The organism is Neobacillus oceani (assembly GCF_046237595.1).
GTDB lineage: Bacteria > Bacillota > Bacilli > Bacillales > Cytobacillaceae > Bacillus_D > Bacillus_D oceani.
Genome location: NZ_CP143543.1, coordinates 2239224 through 2260128 on the forward strand (window position 1 = coordinate 2239224; position 20905 = coordinate 2260128).

18 protein-coding genes, 1 pseudogene and 1 riboswitch are annotated in these 20905 nt (G+C 34.5%); of the genes and pseudogenes, 15 read left to right on the forward strand and 4 right to left on the reverse strand.

Going from position 1 to position 20905, the window contains the following annotated elements:
* Positions 1-20: 20 nt before the first annotated feature.
* From V1499_RS11140 to V1499_RS11155, 4 genes are all read left to right on the forward strand, one after another.
* Entirely contained in the window at positions 21-920 is a 900-nt protein-coding gene (locus V1499_RS11140) for a DUF4007 family protein (RefSeq protein WP_409276141.1), read from the forward strand.
* Positions 910-4389, forward strand: coding sequence for a hypothetical protein (locus tag V1499_RS11145; RefSeq protein WP_409276142.1), 3480 nt, complete (start codon positions 910-912; stop codon positions 4387-4389). Before V1499_RS11140 ends, V1499_RS11145 begins: the two co-directional genes overlap by 11 nt.
* Before the next feature lie 15 nt (positions 4390-4404).
* Positions 4405-5931 carry a hypothetical protein gene (locus V1499_RS11150; RefSeq protein ID WP_409276143.1) on the forward strand — a complete coding sequence of 509 codons (1527 nt, stop codon included), beginning with the start codon at positions 4405-4407 and terminating at the stop codon, positions 5929-5931.
* A 132-nt stretch (positions 5932-6063) separates the two neighbouring features.
* The gene (locus V1499_RS11155) at positions 6064-6867 is read left to right on the forward strand and encodes a phosphoadenosine phosphosulfate reductase family protein (protein WP_409276144.1); all 804 of its coding nucleotides are present in this window, start codon (positions 6064-6066) and stop codon (positions 6865-6867) included.
* A 255-nt stretch (positions 6868-7122) separates the two neighbouring features.
* Here the strand turns inward: V1499_RS11155 and V1499_RS11160 are convergent, their stop codons facing one another.
* Positions 7123-7284: a hypothetical protein gene (locus V1499_RS11160; protein WP_409276145.1), complete on the reverse strand. Its 162-nt coding sequence runs from the start codon at positions 7282-7284 to the stop codon at positions 7123-7125.
* A gap of 1151 nt (positions 7285-8435) precedes the next feature.
* Here V1499_RS11160 and V1499_RS11165 point away from each other — a divergent pair.
* Positions 8436-8768 carry a hypothetical protein gene (locus V1499_RS11165; RefSeq protein WP_409276146.1) on the forward strand — a complete coding sequence of 111 codons (333 nt, stop codon included), beginning with the start codon at positions 8436-8438 and terminating at the stop codon, positions 8766-8768.
* Between the two features lie 162 nt (positions 8769-8930).
* Here the strand turns inward: V1499_RS11165 and V1499_RS11170 are convergent, their stop codons facing one another.
* Positions 8931-9479, reverse strand: coding sequence for an NADPH-dependent FMN reductase (locus V1499_RS11170; protein WP_409276147.1), 549 nt, complete (start codon positions 9477-9479; stop codon positions 8931-8933).
* 383 nt (positions 9480-9862) lie between these two features.
* Here V1499_RS11170 and V1499_RS11175 point away from each other — a divergent pair, with 383 nt between their 5' ends.
* Positions 9863-10570, forward strand: a complete 708-nt coding sequence (locus V1499_RS11175; protein WP_409276148.1) for a pirin family protein — start codon at positions 9863-9865, stop codon at positions 10568-10570.
* A 1-nt stretch (position 10571) separates the two neighbouring features.
* The gene (locus tag V1499_RS11180) at positions 10572-10847 is read left to right on the forward strand and encodes a hypothetical protein (protein WP_409276149.1); all 276 of its coding nucleotides are present in this window, start codon (positions 10572-10574) and stop codon (positions 10845-10847) included.
* Between the two features lie 179 nt (positions 10848-11026).
* Here V1499_RS11180 and V1499_RS11185 read toward each other — a convergent pair whose 3' ends face one another.
* Together V1499_RS11185 and V1499_RS11190 are read right to left on the reverse strand one after the other, a co-directional pair.
* A complete protein-coding gene (locus tag V1499_RS11185; RefSeq protein ID WP_409276150.1) occupies positions 11027-11248 on the reverse strand; it encodes a hypothetical protein in 222 nt (73 codons plus the stop codon).
* A 173-nt stretch (positions 11249-11421) separates the two neighbouring features.
* Positions 11422-11838, reverse strand: coding sequence for a hypothetical protein (locus tag V1499_RS11190; protein WP_409276151.1), 417 nt, complete (start codon positions 11836-11838; stop codon positions 11422-11424).
* Between the two features lie 552 nt (positions 11839-12390).
* Here V1499_RS11190 and V1499_RS11195 point away from each other — a divergent pair.
* The 8 genes and pseudogenes from V1499_RS11195 (at position 12391) to queE (ending at position 20232) form a co-directional block, all read left to right on the forward strand.
* Entirely contained in the window at positions 12391-12966 is a 576-nt protein-coding gene (locus V1499_RS11195) for a Pycsar system effector family protein (RefSeq protein ID WP_409276152.1), read from the forward strand.
* A gap of 2 nt (positions 12967-12968) precedes the next feature.
* Positions 12969-13724 (forward strand): adenylate cyclase, encoded by a 756-nt coding sequence (locus tag V1499_RS11200; protein ID WP_409276153.1) that lies wholly within the window; start codon positions 12969-12971, stop codon positions 13722-13724.
* Between the two features lie 483 nt (positions 13725-14207).
* Positions 14208-15134 carry a hypothetical protein gene (locus tag V1499_RS11205; RefSeq protein WP_409276154.1) on the forward strand — a complete coding sequence of 309 codons (927 nt, stop codon included), beginning with the start codon at positions 14208-14210 and terminating at the stop codon, positions 15132-15134.
* Between the two features lie 111 nt (positions 15135-15245).
* Entirely contained in the window at positions 15246-16223 is a 978-nt protein-coding gene (locus V1499_RS11210; RefSeq protein WP_409276155.1) for a hypothetical protein, read from the forward strand.
* Positions 16224-16972: 749 nt separating this feature from the next.
* A pseudogene (locus V1499_RS11215) lies at positions 16973-18205 on the forward strand (MFS transporter).
* Positions 18206-18279: 74 nt separating this feature from the next.
* A riboswitch (PreQ1 riboswitch) is annotated at positions 18280-18322 on the forward strand.
* A gap of 50 nt (positions 18323-18372) precedes the next feature.
* The gene (gene queC, locus V1499_RS11220; protein ID WP_409276156.1) at positions 18373-19035 is read left to right on the forward strand and encodes a 7-cyano-7-deazaguanine synthase QueC; all 663 of its coding nucleotides are present in this window, start codon (positions 18373-18375) and stop codon (positions 19033-19035) included.
* A 2-nt stretch (positions 19036-19037) separates the two neighbouring features.
* On the forward strand, positions 19038-19514 hold the full coding sequence (queD, locus tag V1499_RS11225) for a 6-carboxytetrahydropterin synthase QueD (protein WP_409276157.1): 477 nt from the start codon (positions 19038-19040) through the stop codon (positions 19512-19514).
* A complete protein-coding gene (queE, locus tag V1499_RS11230; RefSeq protein WP_409276158.1) occupies positions 19507-20232 on the forward strand; it encodes a 7-carboxy-7-deazaguanine synthase QueE in 726 nt (241 codons plus the stop codon). The genes queD and queE overlap by 8 nt, the downstream gene beginning before the upstream one ends.
* Positions 20233-20905: the final 673 nt, after the last annotated feature.

A 20905-nucleotide genomic window follows, 5' to 3' on the forward strand; every position in this document is an offset into this window, starting at 1 on the left:
ATTAGGAAGGGCGTTTGGTTATGGCTTACGGTAGACATGAGAGTTTTTATTTGCGTGATAAATGGGTGAGTAAGGGATTAAAAGCAATAAATGAGGACCCTCGTTTCTTTTATGATAAGGACGGCTTTGAGAAAATAGGCTTAGGTAAAAATATGGTAAAGTCTTTGCGTTTTTGGCTAACTGCTATGAACCTAATGGAGGAGACAAAAAATAAAGAGCACCAAATGACAGAATTAGGGGAATTGATTTTTTCTGTTGATAGACTACTACAAAGAAACGAAACCGTGGCGCTTCTTCATTATAATCTAATTCGTAATAAAAATGATTTAGCAACAGTATTTTATTGGTTTTTTAATATCTACAAAGAAACCATTACACAAAGACCCGAATTAAAAAAGTCATTTAAAACTTGGGTTAAAAATAATGAACCTAAACCTGTTTCCGAGACTTCTTTAAATCGGGATATTGATGTACTAATACAACAGTATACTAAAAATGCAAATGAAAATGATCCAGAAGACTTTATTTTTAGTCCTTTTACCAAGCTAAATCTTATTAAAGAAGAACCTTCAGAAGAAAAAAACGAAAATATTCGGAAAGTATCTCCTGAAGTTAATGAAATTGGCATATCCGCATTGTACTACGTATTATTAAACTATTCACTTGAAAAAGGTGTTGATCTAATTAGTCTTGAAGAAATCATTAATGAGCCGTTTTTATGGGGTAAAGTATTTAATCTTTCTAGAAACAAAATAATAGAAGCTTTAAATATTTTAACGAACCATGAAAATTTTCCAATCGAATATGTTAGAACAAATAATCTTGATAATGTTCGAGTACCAAAGATTGATTCAATTGAATATTTAAATTATGAGTTTAAAGCAGAGACAGGAAGGGCGACTATCAAGCATGGTGTTTAAGACTAGTGTTAACATTCGTTTCGATGTTGGGAAGGAAGAATTTATTAATAGATATATTCCAACTCCTTCACATACAGAAGTTTTAAAAGGTATATTAGACGGGTTCTTAAAAGAAAGCAATAGAGCTCATATTGTAGTGGGAGCATACGGTACTGGGAAATCACTACTTGCTACAGTGGTAAGCAGCATAGTTTCAAAAAATGCTGATCCTTTAGGTGTAGAAAAACTAATAAATAAATTTGTGTTATTTGATGATTACATAGCGAATCAGTTTAATAGTGTAAATAACCTGAATAAAAGATACGTACCGGTACTCTTAACAGGTAATGAAGGAAGATTTAGGCAAGCTATACTCTCAAATGTAGTTAAGGCATTAAAAAAAGAAGGTCTTGAAGTTGTTCTACCTGGTGTAAGTAAAAAAATTCTTGAATCGGTTAAGTTATGGGAAAAACGATTCCCACAAACATACTCTTCCTTTCTTGGTTACCTGGAATCTAATAATAAAAATATTACCTCATGGAAAGAGGAAATAAAGAATCAGAATGAAGAAGAGATTTCATTTTTTAGTGAGATCTATCCTTTACTTACTTCTGGAGCTACTTTTGAAATAGGATACACTGAAGACTTTCTGGAGCAAATGGGTTACATTTCAAAATTAATAAACGCAAACAATTTAGGGTTAATGATTGTATTTGATGAATTTGGACGTTTTTTGCAAGGATTAAATAATTCTAGCCTTAATGAAACAATGCAAGATATTCAGGATTTAGCTGAATTAACAGATCGTGAAAAATCTTTGCATTTAATCCTCATAACCCATAAAAGTTTAAGACAATATTTTGGTGGAAACCAAGGTGATATTGCTAAAGAGTTTCAACGAATTGAAAAACGTTTTAGACAATACAATATTACCAGTGATCAAGCAACCTTCCTCAAGATTGCTGAAGTGATAATGACAGAAAATATTAAAGAAAAACCTGTAATTGCTGAGTCAACTTATAATGAAACACTAAAAAGTTTAAAACAATATTCCCTTTTCCCAAGCTTAAATCCAAATGAAAGAGAGCAAATAATTGTAAGGTCTATGTATCCCTTACATCCAGTTACGCTTTTTGTTTTGCCACAACTTTCTAGTATTTTTGGACAAAATGAGAGGACTCTTTTCACGTTTTTAGAAAGCGAAGAAACAGGTGGTTTATTAAATCATATAGCTAAAACCAAGGGTTATTATAAACCTCATCAATTGTTTGATTACTTCTTTTCTGATGCATCAGGTAATGATGTTGATCCTGAGGTTTCTAAACACCTTTTGCTATATAAAAAAGCTGTGGCAAGAATCCCCGACAATTTGGTTGATAAGAAGCTTGCATTTCAAATAATAAAATTTTTATCAATATGGAGTTTATGTGGATTACAGAATGAGCAAAAGATTACAACTGATTTCCTTAAGTTTGCTATCCAAGAAATCGATAATATTAATGCAGTACTTGAAGCATTAGCAAACCATAAAGTAATTAGGTTTAACAGATTGAGTGAACATTGGGAACTTCATTCTGGAAGTGCTATTGACATCCAAGAAAAAATATCTGATAAAAAATCTGGACAAATCTTGACAAACACTGATATTCATAAAATTTTGTTGAAAAATTTATCAAGAAAGTATTTCTTTCCAGAGAGATTCAATGATGATAAAGAAATGACCAGATTTGCCAATATAGAGCTTCTTCTAGAAAGTGATTTGCAGGGATTCGATAAGGTTAAATTAAAAAATAATATTAATGATTTAACTATATACTATGTTATTCCAGAAGATAGCGAAGCGAAAAATGTAGTGGAAGATCTTTCAAAATTATCGGGATCCCATAAAGATATTTTTGTAATTCATCCCAAACCCTTATCTTCAATTAAGGACGAAATATTGGAGAGTGTGATTATCGAGACCTTAACTTCAGATAAAGAATTACTTTCAGAAGATAGAGGTATTAAGGAAGAATTAACAGTTTTATCAAAAGAAGTAAATTATGTTATTAATAGATTTTTATCATTACTAACAAACTTCGATCAAAATTTAACCTGGATATCTACTAGAAAAAGGATACCAATTAATAGTTCGATAGAATTATCTGAACTTTTGTCGGAAAAATGTTACCTACTTTATGGTGAAAGTCCAAAGATCATAAATGATTCTTTTAATAGGATGAACAGTTCTTCTCAACAAATTTCTGGGGCAAAGTTATTAATTGATCAAATTATAAAGGCACCTACAGAAGATCAATTCGGTGTTTCTGGTAATGGACCAGCATATGCAATTTATGCTTCAATATTTAAAAATAATTTTAATTTTGATTTTAATATCATGAACTTGGACTACAGGTATATTGAGTATGGCCCATATAAAAAAATGAGAGAGAAATTAGTTGACTTATTAGATCAACAACCTAAAGGGAATTTTTCAGATATTATAGACATTTTTGCAAAACCTCCTTTTGGAATTAGAAAACCAGTTATACCTATTCTTTTAGTTGCTATGCTTAGAGATCGATGGAATGAATTTATGCTTTACCGGAATGAGATCTTTGTCCCTGGGTTGAATGGTAGTAAACTTTATGAAATTCTAGAAGAAGAAGGTCCAGAAAACTATCAATATGTCTATGAACATATTGATGAAGAGTTTATTAAATTCTTTAATATTATTGAAAACTTTTTCCACAGTCATATCGAAGATCGTCTTGAGGGACACCATAATTCGAGATTGATTCAGATATGTGGTACTTTGTTAAAATGGCTAAGATCATTACCAAGATTCACTCAAATTTCTGAGTCAGTCGACCAAGAATTTAGAACACTTCGGGATTTAATAAGAAGGACGGAAGTAAAACCTCAAATGAGTATCTCGGAAATATATTCTATTTACCATGATGAGAATATATTAGGTTTATTAAGAGTTAAGGAATATGCAGAAAATTTTATTTTGGTGGAAATACAAAAACTAAAACAGGTAGTTTTAGAGAATACCAGAACTAAAAACTTTGAACAGCTTAGAAAATGGGCTGATAGCCAACATGAATATCTAAAGAAAAACAGTGAGTTAGTAAAGTGGATATTAAGTATTAAAACGGATGACTGGGTACGGGAGTTTGCTGAAAATTTCTCTGGTGTAAGAGTAGAGGATTGGTCTGACAAAACTAAAGAAAAGTTTACTAAAGATATTGAACAAGGCGTCCATGAAATTGATCGGTTTTATGTTGAGAGGGATAACCCATCACATTCTGTCAAAGAAACTCATTCTAGTTATTATACTGTTCAAATTGGTAATAAATCAAAAGTAATAAATAAAGTAGAGCTCTCTGTAAAGGCAAAAACTGTTTATACGAATATTGACAGAATAATTAAAAATGCTGGTCGTAATATTCCGAAAAATGAATTAGAGTATATGATTTATCTTTTAATGGAAGAATATATCGAATAAACAGGAGGTGTTAACTTGGATACTTTAAATGGTAATCAAGTTCATATTGCCGTACTAACAGGTGGAGTTGCAAGTTCTTTCGTAGCAAAAAAAGTTGTTGAGAAGTACGGGAAAGAAAACAGTAGACTGTTGTATTTAGATTTCTTTAGCGAAAATGGTGAAAACCCTAATTATATTGATAATCATAGGTTTATGAAAGATGTATCTACTTTTTTGGATCTACCATTAATTAAAATTGAAGCAGATCCAAATGAAATAAACTATGAGTTTTGTTCTGTAGATGAAGATACATCTATTTTAAAATATGAAGTTGAAGTAAAACTAAAAGAGTTGGTAAAGTATGTTTTATCTATTAGGGAGCAAGAGAAACTTAACCCAATATTATATTTTGGCAATGTTCCGGAAAATTGGTATGACAACAAATCTATTTGTTTAGAAAGTATAGAGAAGGGTTTTGCGAAGTCAACGGATATTATAACATTCTTTGAACAGCTTCCTATTGAAGCTATCCCTATAAAATTCCCACTATATGATGAGGTAGATACAAAAACTTTAAATATAAAGAAAACTATTCAAGATGAGTGGGGAATAAATTTACCTCGGTCAGAACGTAAACGTATTTATATTGCGATGTTTTCTGGTGGGGCTGGTAGTGCCTATGTTGCCTATTACATGGTACAGACTTTTGGGAAAGGCAACTGTAAATTATTCTTTACAAACACTCTTTGGGAAGATGAAGATAATTTAAGGTTTATGGATGAAGTCTCAGATTATATTGGTCTTGAAATCACAGAGATATTAGATGGCAGGACTCCAGAGGAAGTCTTCTATGATTATAAGTTTCTAGGTAACTCTCGGTTAGCAAAATGTTCAGAAGAACTAAAAGTAAGACAAACACTTGTCTATTTAGAGGGCTTGCGTGACAACGAAAATTTAGAGCCTGTTTTATATTTTGGTATTTCACCTCATGAAAAACAGCGCCGAGATGATAGTCATATTAGGCGTAAATACAACATCATAGATGAAAATAGTCCGGACATGAATATTAGAAAGGCAGCTGGGATTAGGTCTTTTTATGAGCATTTCCCATTAGAACCCATTGAATCAAGGTTCCCGTTAATTGAAACATTAAGGGAAGATCTTGACGCAAAGGGAATTATCCAGAATGAATGGGGTATTAATTTACCCCGGATGTACACTGCCGCAATTGAAAAAGCAGAAAGTGAAAATGATCCTATTGCAAAATTATTAGTTAAGTTCGGTATTTATGGATTCTCTCATGCTAATTGTGGTGGAAGGTGTGTTAGAGGCGGCTTACAACACTATGCAACTTTACTGGCTATATGGCCGGATCAGTACAAAGAACAAGAAGAAATGGAGGAGCGTTTTAGAGCTCACTTTGCTAAAGATGTTTCTATCCTTAAGAAAAATGGTGGGCCATATACATTAAAACAATACCGTTTAGATATTGAAAGAGAAGGAATTGAGAAATATCTGTTTAAACCAGATGATACTATTCCCTGTGTATGTTCCTTTTCTTAAGTTGTTAGAACCCTCAAATAATGTTTTGGGGGTTTTTTATTTACTTGTATATTGAATTTCATTTTTGGTATAATCAATTTAGAACATACGTTCGAAAAAAGTCACCTTAACTTTTATTAAAGAGGTGGTAATATGAAACATGTAGTTATGTATTCAGGTGGGGTAGGTAGTTACATGGCTGCTAAATTGGTTGCAAATAAGGTTCCTAAGCAAGATGTTATATTATTATTTTCTGATACTCTTAATGAGGATGAGGACTTGTATAGGTTTTTGGAGGAAAGTGTAGCAGAAATTGGTGTTGAACTTGTTAAACTATGTGATGGTAGGGACATTTGGCAAGTATTTAAGGATGTTAGATATCTAGGAAACTCCAGAGTAGCTCCATGTACAAGGATCTTAAAACAAGAACCAGCAAAAAAATGGGTTATTGACAATTTCAAACCTGAGGAAGTTACCTTATATGTAGGTATTGATTGGACAGAGTCACATAGATTAGAAAAAGTAAAAAATAACTGGGCCCCCTTTATTGTATATGCACCTTTATGTGACGAACCGTATATTTCTAAAGATGAAATCTTTCTTGAATTAAAACAACGCGGAATAAAAATACCTCGCTTATACGAAATGGGATTCTCGCATAATAATTGTGGAGGCTTTTGTGTAAGAGCCGGCCAAGCGCATTTTAGAAACTTATTATTTTCACTACCAGACCGATATAGATATCACGAATACAAGGAAGAGGAATTAATAAATTACTTACAAAAGGATGTCTCCATATTAAAAAGGCAAAGGAATTATAAAAACGAGAAAATTACTTTAAAGCAATTAAGAGAGGAAATTGAAAGTCAATCTGAGAATATTGACCTTTTTGATTTTGGAGGTTGTGGTTGTTTTATTGAAGATCCTAGGGCTAGCTACAACTATTGTTATGTTTAAATAATAATTAAAAGGATGAAAGCCTTTGGCTAACATCCTTTTTTATTAACCAAAATCTGGCTCATTTGAATCTGGCTGTATGGTATAAAGTATTAAACAGTCATGACCTTCCTCTTCTAAACGCTCAGTTTCTTCTTCATTTTCATTTGCCTCTTTAATCTTTTCACAAACGAAATGAACTGTACCATCAAATTGAGCTAAAGATACTGTCTCTTCATCGTCATGTTGTAATACTAGTGGGCTGTTGCAGACATGTCAGTTTCCTATTTCATAATTATCAAAACCATGTTTTACTTCATCAATAAAACAACTTGGACAATAGGTATATATGTCAGATCCATAAACTCCAAATTCATCTGTTTTAATAGCATCTGATTTATTAATTTCAGTTTTACATTTTTTACATGTATTAGCCAAAGTAGACCCTCCTAAAAAAATAATATCTAATCCATTATAATTGATTAAAAGCCCTCTTTCACATAAAACATTTCATTTTCCATTTATTAATAAATTTCGGTGAATACTAGGGAATAAAATATGGCGTTATATTAATTCCTTTTTTAAAATCGAATTATCTAATTATGTAAGAGTTTTATGAAATCTATTTTTAAATGAGTTAAATAGATTCCCAACTGAAACAACTTTTATTTAACGATTTATGAACAGGTTTGTCCTTACATATTGGGAGTAATATAGAGAATTTAGATGTACTTTTAAAAAGCTATTTAATTAGTATGGTATTTAATGTAAAGTAAAAAATATATTGGATTATTAATTTATATAATAGGAGGTTTAGTCAATGAGCAAAGTACAACCAGGGTGGGATCCTTATAGAACTATTTTGGTTTAAGTAGGATAGGATATGCACCACCTGCAGCTATTGGTGATATTCTTGATAATTCAGTTCGGTCAGGCGTAAAAAATATATTTGTAAAAGTTGTTAAGAGGAATTCTGAGAGTTTAGATCGAAAAAAAATAATGTTAAAAAGTAAATTATTATTGACCTAACAATACAAAGTTAATATGAACATGAATACTCCTGTTTGCTCTAAGATTCTTCTATTTATGACGGAATTAATAAATCTTATATATAGGGGTATGAAAAAAAGTTTCCGGGCGAGCAAGATCGCATGTTGGTTCTGATGGGGCACTTAGAAAACAAGCAGAAGATAAGTTAGGTGAAAGTTAGAAACTTGCATCTATCATCTTTTCAATTACCCTAGGATCCCAAATTCATTGGCATTCAGGTTCGTATAAGAGTCTGTTGAATACTTAGTCCAAAAATTAAGTTAATCGAAAAAAGTGGGATATGTGACCCTCCCTTTAGGAATATCACTAATATAAGAACTTTTGCTCGAACAACTAAATCAAGTAATCAACCATAAGCTGATGAAATTGTTGAGGGCTTTATTACTGCAAATGCAAAATTTAAATCTAAACTGAAAATGTTTGATAATTAATAAAGGATTTTTGAAGATAGGCAAGTGATCTAAATTAGAAACAGAATGTGGGGTTACTTAAAAACGATGTTCTGCTTCTAATAATGCTATTGTTAAGGAGATGTTTAGATGAACTGCTTCTCCGATTTTGGGAAACAAACAATTGAAGAACGATTTAAAATACAATTAAAAGAGGAAAATAATAAACTCTTAAAGAAAGTATTTAAAAACTTATTAAGTGAAATAATCAATGATTATCAATGTGGCGAAATTGGGGAGGAGTTTAAGGATAAAACATTCAAACTACTAGAAAAAGGAACAGTGAATTTATTTGATATAATTGATCTCTTCACAATATTTAAAGAGTTAAGATTTGAATATGATGAAGACATGAAAATTTATAACGAATTAGAAGAAGAAATATTAAAATTATTTAATATTTATTTGGGATTACTTGGATAACCTCTTCTGCCAATTAATGGATATACTTGTAAAAAATGATTTAAGGAAAGAGAAATATCCAAAATTTTCTTTGAAAGAAGAAAATGAAAGGGAAATATAATTGATAAAAAAAGATGGAGCTTTGGCAGGGAAGTCCTACACAATACTCCAACTTTTTATACATTATTGATATTTCTTGATTAATTCAACGAATTCATTAACGAAGCCTTGTAGGAATTGTGCAGTTCCTTGATTTACCTTGCCATTTTCATCTAGCAATTCATGAACAGAACCGATATATGCTTCTGGTTGTTGAACAACTGGCATATTTAAAAATGCTAGTACTTGGCGTAGGTGATGGTTGGCACCGAATCCGGCAAGAGCACCTGGAGATTGGCTGATGATTGCCGCAGGTTTTCCATTCCAAACGCTTTCGCCATAAGGGCGGGATGCTACATCTAGAGCATTCTTTAATGCAGCTGGGATAGAACGGTTATATTCAGGAGTAACAAATAATACCGCGTCCAATTCTTTGACTGTATTACGGAATGCAGTATATTCTGCAGGAGTTCCCAGGTCTCCTTCAAAATCCTGGTTAAATAATGGCAGGTTGCCGATTTCAACAAATTCCGTAACATATCCTTCAGGGAATAAAGATGCTACGTTATCCGCAATTTGCTTTGAAAAAGAATTCTTCCGAAGACTGCCAACAATGATGCCAACTTTCGTCATACGATTCATCCATCCTTTTTTAAAAATATTGAATTCAATACAAATATCTTGAATTCATTATAATTGTATTGAATTAAAAATATATTGGCAAAAGAATTGCCTCGCAATCAAAAAAGGGAACGGGTGATCATTATTAAATAGATAGGTATACTTAAATAATTGTTAATCTCTATTTAGACTTACCCTCCAAAACGCAAAGGAATCATTCTTGTAAAGTAGCACATTATTTGGCAAGGCGGATTTTTGATTTTATTTCAGCAAAGTGGCTGGATTAATGTGCTTTTTTTCGCTCATACGGAATTTGGAATAGGCTGTTCAAATTGACAGTTTGGGGTTTTTCATCTATATTTATCTTTAATTTGAGACATCCGGGAGTGAGATACATGATTCAAATGTTTTCAGCGGCATCTCGTTACTCTGTAAAAAATGATTGGCTGGAGAGTAATCTTAGTTTTTCATTTGGTGGGTACTATGATGAGGAAAATATCCAATTTGGTCCGCTTCGAGTTTTTAATGATGACACAGTACAAGCCGGTAAAGGATTTGGCATCCATCCACACAGGGAAGCGGAAATTGTATCGATTGTATTGCATGGCCAGTTAAAGCATGAAGATAGCCTGGGGAACAGTGGAATTTTAAAATTTGGAAATGTGCAGCGTATGACGGCTGGAACTGGTTTGCTCCATTCTGAAATGAATCCATCCTATGAAGAGGAAGCAAGCTTTTTACAGCTATGGTTTAAACCATCTGAAAAGCAATTACCTCCTTCTTATGAGGATATTTCTTATAACGTAGATTCAATGAAGAATAAATTGTTGCCAATCGTTTCTTCGGTCCCAACCAAAGGCGCAGCGAAAATTCATAGTGATGTTACATTATACTTATCCAAGTTGGATGAGGGAGAAGAGATCTTCTATCAACAAGAACATGGAAGAAAGATGTATGTCTTTGTGATTGAAGGGGAGCTAATTTTAGATAACGATGTTGTTGTTGGAAAAAGAGACAGTGCGCGCATAACGGAACAAAACAAACTTACTTTAAAATCAACAAAAGAAGCCTTCTTTTTATTGATAGATTTGGGTGGTGTTTAATATGTTATTGATTCGCCATTCGATTGGAAGCAGACTTTTTTATCAGACAGATGAATATGAGATTGATTCAGTAGAAGATAAGTGGGTCATTTCTTTCAAAATTACTGAAGAGGATTCTAAAGAAATCATCAAATTTAAAGACGAATTGAACCTCTTTGATGTAGGGAAAAACCAGAAGACCTGGTATTATACATCAGGCGCGAACGTTAAGTTTAATAAGGAAAAGTCTGAGATTACTATTATTGCAGACCATAAAACAATCTATCCAGTTGATTAAAATAATCACATAAAAAGTGTTTTGTAAGGCAAATTAGTATCATACTAGGTGGTAAGTGATACAGTGTCGGCAGAATAATAGGATTAGCTCTCTAAGTTGTACAGTGATGCTAAAGAGCCAACCTGGAATACACATGACGTGCTTCTTTTTCATTTCCTCTGTCTGTAAATGCTCTGATACTAATAATAACACCTGGCATACTTCACTATCTCTTCCTCCATTTCAGAAAAGTGCATTCCTATGAATTTTTTGCTGAGGATGCCATAGAAGTAGGCGATTGGGTTACGGATGCCATTCTTTGATTTCAATTTGCCGATCATTTGCTTGAATGCGTGGATGGCGGTTTCCAGGATGTCCCGTTCGTTATCGCGGTAGTTGGAGTAGGCGGCAATGTTGGCCATCCGCCAGTATTCCTCGATTGTTTTCGCGTTTGGAAAGAAACAGTTAACAAGTTCTGTGAATTCTTGTGGGATTTTGTCATTTACATATGATCCGTCCAGCTGCTTTTGTTCGGCTGGACGTTCTTTTTTCTCTTTAATTTTTTGTTTTGAAAGATTGGTGGTTTCTGGGTGGTTCAGAATTTCGGGTTTGGGTGGTTCAGAATTTCGGGTTTGGGTGGTTCAATTGTTGGAAAACGGTTGAAGAAGTACAGATTGCTAGTTTGCGAGCCGTTTTTTCGTTCGGTTTCGTGAATGGACAGGATGCCGATTTTCATCGCTTTTTGTGTCATCCGCTTAAAAGTCGTGCGGGAAATTCCGTTCTCGCCCAGGTCCTCGTTGATTGCTTTTAACACGGTTGCGATTTTTGCATTTGACACGCCTGGTACTTTCGCGCAGAAACGGACGAGGCGCTTCAGACCGATCAATTCGCTTTTTGTAAAATCCTCCTTATGAAGCAGAAGCCATTGCTCGAAGTGGCTGTTGAATTCTTTTAGGTTGCTAAAATTTGAGTAGTGTGCGAACGTTTCAATTTTCCCTGTTCTGAGGGTCATAATGGATGCACCATCCTTTCACCTTTTATATAGGGAGGAGGAGGGGAAAAGGACATGGTGGTTCGCATGAAAACGTGTCAGATTGGTGAACTATTGCGAGTATGTTATGAAAAGTGAAGAAATTGTCTAGATTATTTAAGTAATATAAACAAGATGGAAAGTGAGAGGGTTGACTAATTAAGCACCCGCTAAGTAGACCACTAGAAATACAATTACACTTTTACAACTACAAAAAACCCCGAAGCCCCTTTTTAAAAGTGGATCCTTTTTCATTCACTTGAGCAATTGTCAAAAAGAAGGAGAAAGTAATGGAAATTTAAAAATACTGAACCCAGATTACAGAAAAAGTAAATAAGTGTTTTTTTATAGATTTATCAAAGAGTGGTCGCCAGTACTATCACTGAATTTACGTTTGATGTTCCCTTAAAAAGATATTTTTTATTTTAGTTCTGTAGATTTCTTCCTCATTTTGTTAAAGTGCCCGTTCATTTGTTCCTTTTAATATTATTTTCCTGTTATACTATAAATAGTAAATTAGTGGTGGGGTGTAGTATGATTGAAGATAAAACTCTTAATAAGGAAAACTTAGTTTCACAATTAGACCGTCACTTAGATTGGATAAAAAACTGTGATACAAAATCTTCAATTGTGTTAGCTGTAATAGGAATTTTCCTTTCTGTGTTTACTTCCGAGCATTCTATTAATATGTTAAATGATATTTTAACTAAATCAGTCCATAATATTAGTTTTTCTAATTTTTTGTATCTCCTGCTCTTTACACTTTTCTGGTGTATCTTTCTATATGGAGCGTATTGCTTAATTAGAGTGTTAATACCTAGATTGGGTAAAGATGCACAGCTCTATGATAGGACAACTCATAAGGACTCACTTTACTATTTCGAAGACATATCTAAAAACACTTTTTCTGAATACAAGGATAAAATGCTAAGTCTTAGTCAAAGCGATGAATTGACAGATATTCTATCTCAAATTTTCATAAACGCCAATATTTGTACTAGGAAGTATACATATTATAGCAAGGGAATCAAGTACGCATTTTTAGGTATATCCGGAGTCCTTATTTTTTATATAATAGGCATTATTTTGGTAAAGGCGGGAGGATTTTAACATTGAAATCTGTTAATTACAATTACAAAGAACGTAAGGTAAAAGTAGAAGAAATACTGGATAATACAGATAAAGTAAATGAAGTAAATTCTTTTCCAAGAGATGAAGAATTCACTTATACGAACGGATATAAGGCTTGGGCTGGTGCTATATTTGTTGATTTAAGAGACTCCACCACACTTTTTACTAATTCAGATGATGTGGAAATTTCAAAAGTTATTCGTGGGTTTACCTCGGAAATTATAGAAATCCTAAGGAACAATACAGATGGAAACGATCTTAAAGAAATTGGTATTAGAGGAGACTGTGTATTTGCGGTTTACTCAACACCGTATCAACAGGACATTTATGAAATTGCTAGAAGAGCCTTTTATATAAATACTTATATAAAAATGCTAAATAAACTATTGAAGAAACGAAACCTACCCACTATTAAAGTAGGAATTGGATTAGCAACAAAAATTACTTTAGCCGTTAAAGCTGGTAGAAAGTCTTCCGGAATTAATAATTTAGTTTGGATTGGCGAAGCTGTTGCAAAGGCATCTAAGTTATCTGATATCGGTAATAAGAATGGTAAAGACCCTATTGTTATGTCTTCCACCTTTTATGACAATTACATAGAGGTTGGAATTAAAAAAAATGCAAAATCAAAGGATTGGTGGACGTATGTTAATGATAGTACGTATGATGAGTACTATCACGGTGACGTAATCATAAAGGATTTTAACGAATGGATAAATAACGGAATGGAAGATTAATGAAAAACAAAAGCCGAATCCATTATAAATAAAAGAATGTAAAAAACCAACCGAATAGAAATTTTAAATAACCGATATTTTTGGAAATAACTAGACAAAACAGACCATAAACTTTTGGATCTTTTGTGGTAGTTAATCAATTACTGATGGGTGAGTTATTTCGTTTTGTGGGAAAAGGAATTTTCGTAACGGCTAAAATATACATAAAAGGGGAAGCGCATTTCAGGATAGAAACGTGCTTCCCCTTTTGTTGGAATTAGCTTTAGCCGTTTCTGGACACAAGTACCGATTAACTATTCAACTCATTTAAGGTATCTAGATACGGGTCGATAACTGAAAATTAATATTATTACCTTTAGTCGGTACCGTCATTGTATGGGGAAAAAAAGTATTCATTTTATCCTCGAAATAAAGACCTTTTGGAACAGTAAATAATTGGGGTATAATTCCAATTGATTAGAAATAAAAAAGGAGGACTATTGATTGAAACAAAGTAGATGTAGTCATATTTTAGAGCTATCACAGGAATTATTAGATGATATTGAACTTAGCCGTCTTAGTGGGGAACAACTAATTTTAAAAGCTAGTAGATTAGCAAGACTTTCCGGTCCAGAAGAAGTTCAAAAATGGCTATCTCTGGAATTAGGGGGATATATAAATACACCAATAGGAAAAAAGTACATGGCTAAAACAGGCAGATGGATAAATCGAGTAGAAGAAACTGGATATTGGGATTCTTTAGCACAACTAGAAGCCGCATTAGAATCAAATAAATTAAAATTGCAGACAATGAGTATAGCAAATGCAAGTGGTAATTATGAAATTATAGCTATTAACAATGTTATTCAAGCAATAAATATTACGACCAACAATATCTCTAAATATGAATCAATAAAAAGTAGAGTTTTGGCTCAGTTACACAATTTTGTTACGAGTGTGTACTATGATAAGATGTTTGATTCTTTATCCGAAAGTATCTTTGAGACATATAAAAGTGATGTGGATGAATTAATTACTGAATATTGCGGTGAAGTAATTCAACAAATACCATTTGTTATGGACCGATTATCAGATGGAGATTCAGAATCGGTTAGCCAAGCTCTAAATACGTGTAGAAGAATTATTGATTCATTTGCAGATAGTGTCTTCCCAGCACAGGATGAAACTCTTGAAATCGATGGAAATCATATTTCTTTAAAAGCCGACAAAACTCAAAATAGGATTAATGCTTTTATTAATAATAATTGTGAAAGTAAATCAAGAAAGAAAAAGATTAAGCAAAATTTATCCAATTTATATGACCGTGTTTCTACGGGAGTACATAAAAGAGTAGATGTATATGAAGCTAAGTCATTATTTTTAAATACGTATCTAATTTTAGGTGAAATTTTAACTTTAAATAAAAAATAGTATTCAAGTGCTTTAATCTTATGGATTGAATTTTAAAACAGCTTAATTTAATTTCCTTATTTTACGATTATTTTTTACATCAACTAACGCGTTGAAAGGAAGAGAAAACAATTGAATTATCATTTTATTGCTAAATTATTTGATATAAAAATTTCCACTTCTTTGTCCCGAGGTAAAATAATAGATGATAAAGCTCGTATTTCCAATGGAACAATGAATTATAAAAGATTTTTTGAAGATGATTTCTTTATAAAATCCATTGGATTTCTTGAAGCCAATGCATTCGCGAATAGTACTTATGTGTATGAGGTAGGGGAATATAACGACCTAAAGAAGGTTTTTGAAAAACCATACTATCCCACTGCATATCTAAATTACTTAATCAGAAAAGTTCAGATTTTTTTAAACGCTTTATGGTTAGTTAAAGATAATAGTGTTAATTTAGAATTGGGTTTTTTATATATATATTCTAATAACAGTCCACACCTTAGAGGAGTGCATAGCAATTCTGGAACCTCATCACCGACTAATTGTTATGGTGAGTATGAAGAATCAGTGTTTACTATGGATGAGTTGGAACTTGCAATTAAATACAACAACATTATACAATCAGAAAATTGGGACGAAAAAGAATTATCGGCTGGAAGATTGCCTTTAAGAAATCCTTTAACTAAAGAAAACGGCAGAGTTGGAAGAGCATTTTATTTCTTGATGTTAGCTCGAAGTGAATCGGTCTTACCGCTTAAAATAATGAATTTCTGTTCAATTTTAGAGTGCTTATTTACATCGGATAGTTCTGAGGTAACCCATAAAGTATCGGAAAGGTTTGCCCGTTTTATGGGGAAAAATTTAAATGAGCGAATAAGCTATTTTAAATTAGTAAAGGACCTATATAAAATAAGGTCAAAAGCCGTTCACGGACAAATAGTGAGAGAAACTCCTGAGCAAATGAAAGAGCTTTTAAAAGAAATTGACAATAATATTAGAGAAATATTTGTCGGATATTTTACAAGGGAAGAAAAGTATAAAGTATTTAACCTCAATAATGAAGAATATGAGAAATGGTTTAATGAATTAATTCTAAAATAACGGTTTATTTAAAGTATTGATCCTTGTTATCAAACCGAAACTTATTTATTAAAAGAATCCTGGCATATTAAGGTTTTCAAGGTTTGTACAATATTTTCACTTTTCATAGGGTGGGACGATTTCTAGAGGAGGCAGGAATGAAATATGATGTAAAGCAATATAAAAAGGGCGACAACCATATAATGATTATAAAATAGTATTATTATAATATTGTAATGATTAGTCAACACTATATGTAGACTGTGACGCTACAGTACAATTATGCTATCAACTATCTGGAGTCGGACAAAATTCTTATGTGAATTATTCAAAGGCGCGGAAAATACTGGGACTAAATTAGGATTGCCCACTTAGACATTCCAGAAAATTCATCAATCCTGGCAGGAGTATACACATGCAGTCCTCAAGGGAGAGGGCAAGAAGTCCGTTTTGATTATATTCCATTAGAAGAACTTGATTACGATCCAACAAAGGGTTACTTATTACAATATTGTTTTTATTTTCTTTTTTTACAAGTTAAATTTATATACGTTGAAATAAATATTTACAATAATAGTTTGGAATGTAAGTTGATTGGACCGGAGGGCACCAACTCCTGCGGGATGCAGCGGCAAGGTGGGGGTCCACAGGCTCTTGCGCCGAGGAGGCTCCACTGACGACCCGCGGAAAGTGTGTGCCCGGAGCGGTAATCAACCACAAGGTTCCTTTTAATTATAAACATTGTGGAATCAATAAATGCGAGGTTAAACATGACAACATTGCTTTTAGTAATCATATATTTGGCTTTTATCAGCCTGGGGTTGCCGGATTCATTGTTGGGGGCGGCGTGGCCCGTGATGCAGCCAGACTTTGGAGCTCCGCTGGAGACGGCTGGCTACCTTTTTATGACGGTTGCGGGCGGGACAATCATCTCCAGTTTGGTCAGCGGAAGGGTACTTAAACGATTCGGGACCGGCAAGGTTACATTTGTCAGCGTTTTAATGACAGCTGTAGCTTTGCTCGGATTTCATTTTGCTCCATCAATTGGTTGGCTTGTTGTTTTTGCAATCCCACTGGGATTGGGAGCAGGAGCTATTGATGCGGGATTAAACGATTATGTTGCTGTAAATTATAAGGCGCATCATATGAGTTGGTTACATTGTTTTTGGGGAGTCGGACCTACATTGGGCCCTATCATTATGGCTCAGTTTATTTTTAGAGGGTAATACTTGGAGAAATGGATATTTTGTTATTTCTGGCATTCAGTTTGCGTTAGTTATTATCCTTCTCTTCGCTTTGCCTTTATGGAGCAGAGTGAATAAACCCGACACTATTCCTTTTAATGATGAGACTACAGATCAGAAACGTGTAAAGAATCATAAAGATTCTGTAGATGTGCCCCCATTAAAAATTAAGGGGGTAAAACTGGCACTTGCCTCGTTCTTGTTTTATTGCGGGGTAGAAGCAACAGTGGGCCTTTGGGGAAGCAGTTTTTTGGTTAATGTAAAAGGGTTAAGTGCGGCAACGGCAGCTACATGGGTTTCCTTATATTACGCGGGCATCACTATTGGCAGATTTATTACTGGCTTTATTACTTTTAAAATTACGAACCGTACTCTCATTGAGTGGGGCAAATAATAGCATTAATTGGTACTGTTATTGTATTTTTGCCGTTGCCGTCCATTTTTTCATTAATTGGTTTTGTTACTGTTGGCCTCGGCCTGGCTCCGATATTTCCTGGTATGTTGCATGAAACGCCAGCCCATTTTGGGAAAAAGCATTCACAGACAATCATGGGCTGTCAAATGGCACTCGCGTACACGGGTACCACATTCATGCCGCCGTTACTCGGCTTCATGGCGTCCCAAACAACAATTGGAATCTTCCCGATTTGTATCGTGATTTTTGCAGCGGTCATGCTCCTAAGTTCCGAAAAATTGAATCAAGCACTTAACAAGGAGGACTTAATCAAAAGGGAAGATGCAAAACAGTTTGTTAATTAAGTTGGAAGGCCATGCAAAATTTCGTTTAATCGTTTATAATGATGAAATGACCTATATAAAAAATCCGCCATTTGGCGGTAGAGGTTCTAGCTACCCTCTTTAAAAAACTAAGGAAACAGTACTGCTTTCTTTAGCCGTGCTGTTTTTTTGTTGGAAGGAGAAAGAAAATGTTAAAGAGTGAAAAAGCGCTCGTTGTGTTTAGCGGGGGACAGGATAGTACGACTTGCCTTTTTTGGGCAATGGAGCAGTTTGCCGAGGTTGCCGCTGTAACGTTTGACTACAATCAACGGCATATTACAGAAATAGAATGCGCTAAATCGATTGCAAAGGAACTTGGCATTGAGCACTATATCCTCGATATGAGCCTGCTGAATCAGCTTGCCCCGAATGCGTTGACGAGGGACGACATTGAAGTTAAGGATGGGGAAGGCGGCGGGCTGCCCAATACGTTTGTGCCGGGCAGGAATTTGTTGTTCATGTCATTTGCCGGGGTACTGGCCAGCCAGATTGGGGCGAAGCACATCGTTACCGGAGTATGTGAAACGGATTTCAGCGGTTATCCCGACTGCCGTGATATTTTTGTGAAGTCGCTTAACGTGACTCTTAATCTATCGATGGATCAAGATTTTGTTATTCATACACCGCTGATGTGGCTGAACAAGGCTGAAGCATGGAAACTAGCCGATGAGCTGGGAGCGTTCGAGTTTGTCCGTGAAAAGACGCTTACCTGCTATAACGGAATCATCGCGGACGGCTGCGGCGAATGCCCTGCCTGCAAGCTAAGGAAAAAAGGCCTGGATGACTATCTGGCAGAACGGAATGGGATGTAATGATGTACGGATTCAGGATTGTAGATAAATTGCAAAAAATTGATGTAGATATTAAGCGTGACCAATTGAAGTACCATTCGAAACGGGTCCTTGTCAGCAAGGAATTCACGTTTGATTCGGCTCATCATTTACATGATTATGAGGGTAAATGCAAAAACCTTCATGGCCATACGTATAAGGTCGTTTTTGGGATCAGCGGTTTTGTTGACAACCGCGGCTTGATGATTGACTTCGGTGATATTAAAGAAATTTGGAAAAATGAAATTGAAATTTTCTTGGATCACCGATATTTGAATGAAACACTTCCGCCTATGAATACAACTGCGGAAAACATTGTCGTGTGGATTTATGAAAAAATGGCTGAATCGCTGAAAAAACGCGCGAATTTATATGATGGCGCGCGCGTTGAATTCGTCCGTCTCTATGAAACTCCGACCAGCTATGCGGAAGCGAGAAGGGAGTGGATGGAGGATGAGTAAGATACCTGTTATGGAAATCTTCGGTCCGACTATCCAGGGCGAAGGGATGGTCATGGGCCGCAAGAGTATGTTCGTCCGGACTGCGGGGTGTGATTATAAATGCTCCTGGTGCGACTCCGCTTTTACGTGGGACGGGTCTGAAAAAGAAAGAATCCGAATGATGGCCCCAATGGATGTCTTTCAAGAACTCAAGGAACTTGGTGGCGACCACTTCGACCATGTGACGATTACAGGTGGAAACCCAGCTTTGATTGGAGACGCAATGAAACAGTTCATTGAACGTCTTCACCAATCTAATATTGAAGTAGGATTGGAGACTCAGGGAAGCAAGTGGCAGGACTGGTTTTACCTTGTCAACGACTTAACGATCTCTCCTAAACCACCTAGCAGCGGTATGAAACCGGATCTTGAACTATTGGATGATATCATTCGCAAGTTAAAGAACCACAAATCGAACTTTTCACTTAAAATTGTTGTATTTGATGATGCGGACTTTGAATTTGCTAAGATGTTGAATAACCGTTACATGGGGGATCATATTCCATTTTTCCTATCAGTAGGCAATAGCAATCCCGGAGAGGAAGGGGATATTTCAAGCCGGTTACTTCATTCCCTTGACTGGCTGTGGGGGAAGGTGCTGGAAGATCCTGAAATGAACAATGTTCGCCCTTTGCCACAACTTCATGCCTTGGTTTGGTCGAACAAGCGCGGTGTTTAAGGGTCCGCATGACGAAAGTAAGACTAGAGATTTGGTGATTATCTAAAATACCCCAATTAATTCATTGTGTGTAACAAAAAATTAAATCAAGCACTAAAAAAAAAAACCTACTCAAAAGAGAAGATACAAACCCAACCGTTTGTTAAATATTTTTAATAGATTTTCACCTAAAGGGGTACCACCTGTAAAACGCGGATTTACATCGTTAAGGAAAGTCCAAAAGAAAAAACCCAATTTCTTAGTATTGAAGAAATTGGGTTTTTCGTTACTTTGGAAAACTCTTCTTTTGCTGACTTAACTCTTCTTTATCTTCCTTATCTACATTTTTTTCACAGTTTAATTAACAGACTATAATACTGGTAAATTCAATCTATTAATTATAGTCCTTTCCAAATCAGGTGTAAGCTTAATGAGGAAATTGTAATTATCTAGTGTAAAATGGAGCTTATTCGAGTCAATACTGAAGCCATTTACTTTTTTGGCTGTTTTATTTATAAAATCTCTATCTGGTGTTCCAAATGTTACTTTCATTTTTGGCGGAAGAGCCCACATCGCGATTGGAATCCAAGGCCTATGTTTGGAAACAACTATTAAATGTGCGGTACCACTAATGACAAAAATAAATATATCTTTGTCCATTTCTGTTTATAAAGCTACTGCTTTATCCCGAAGC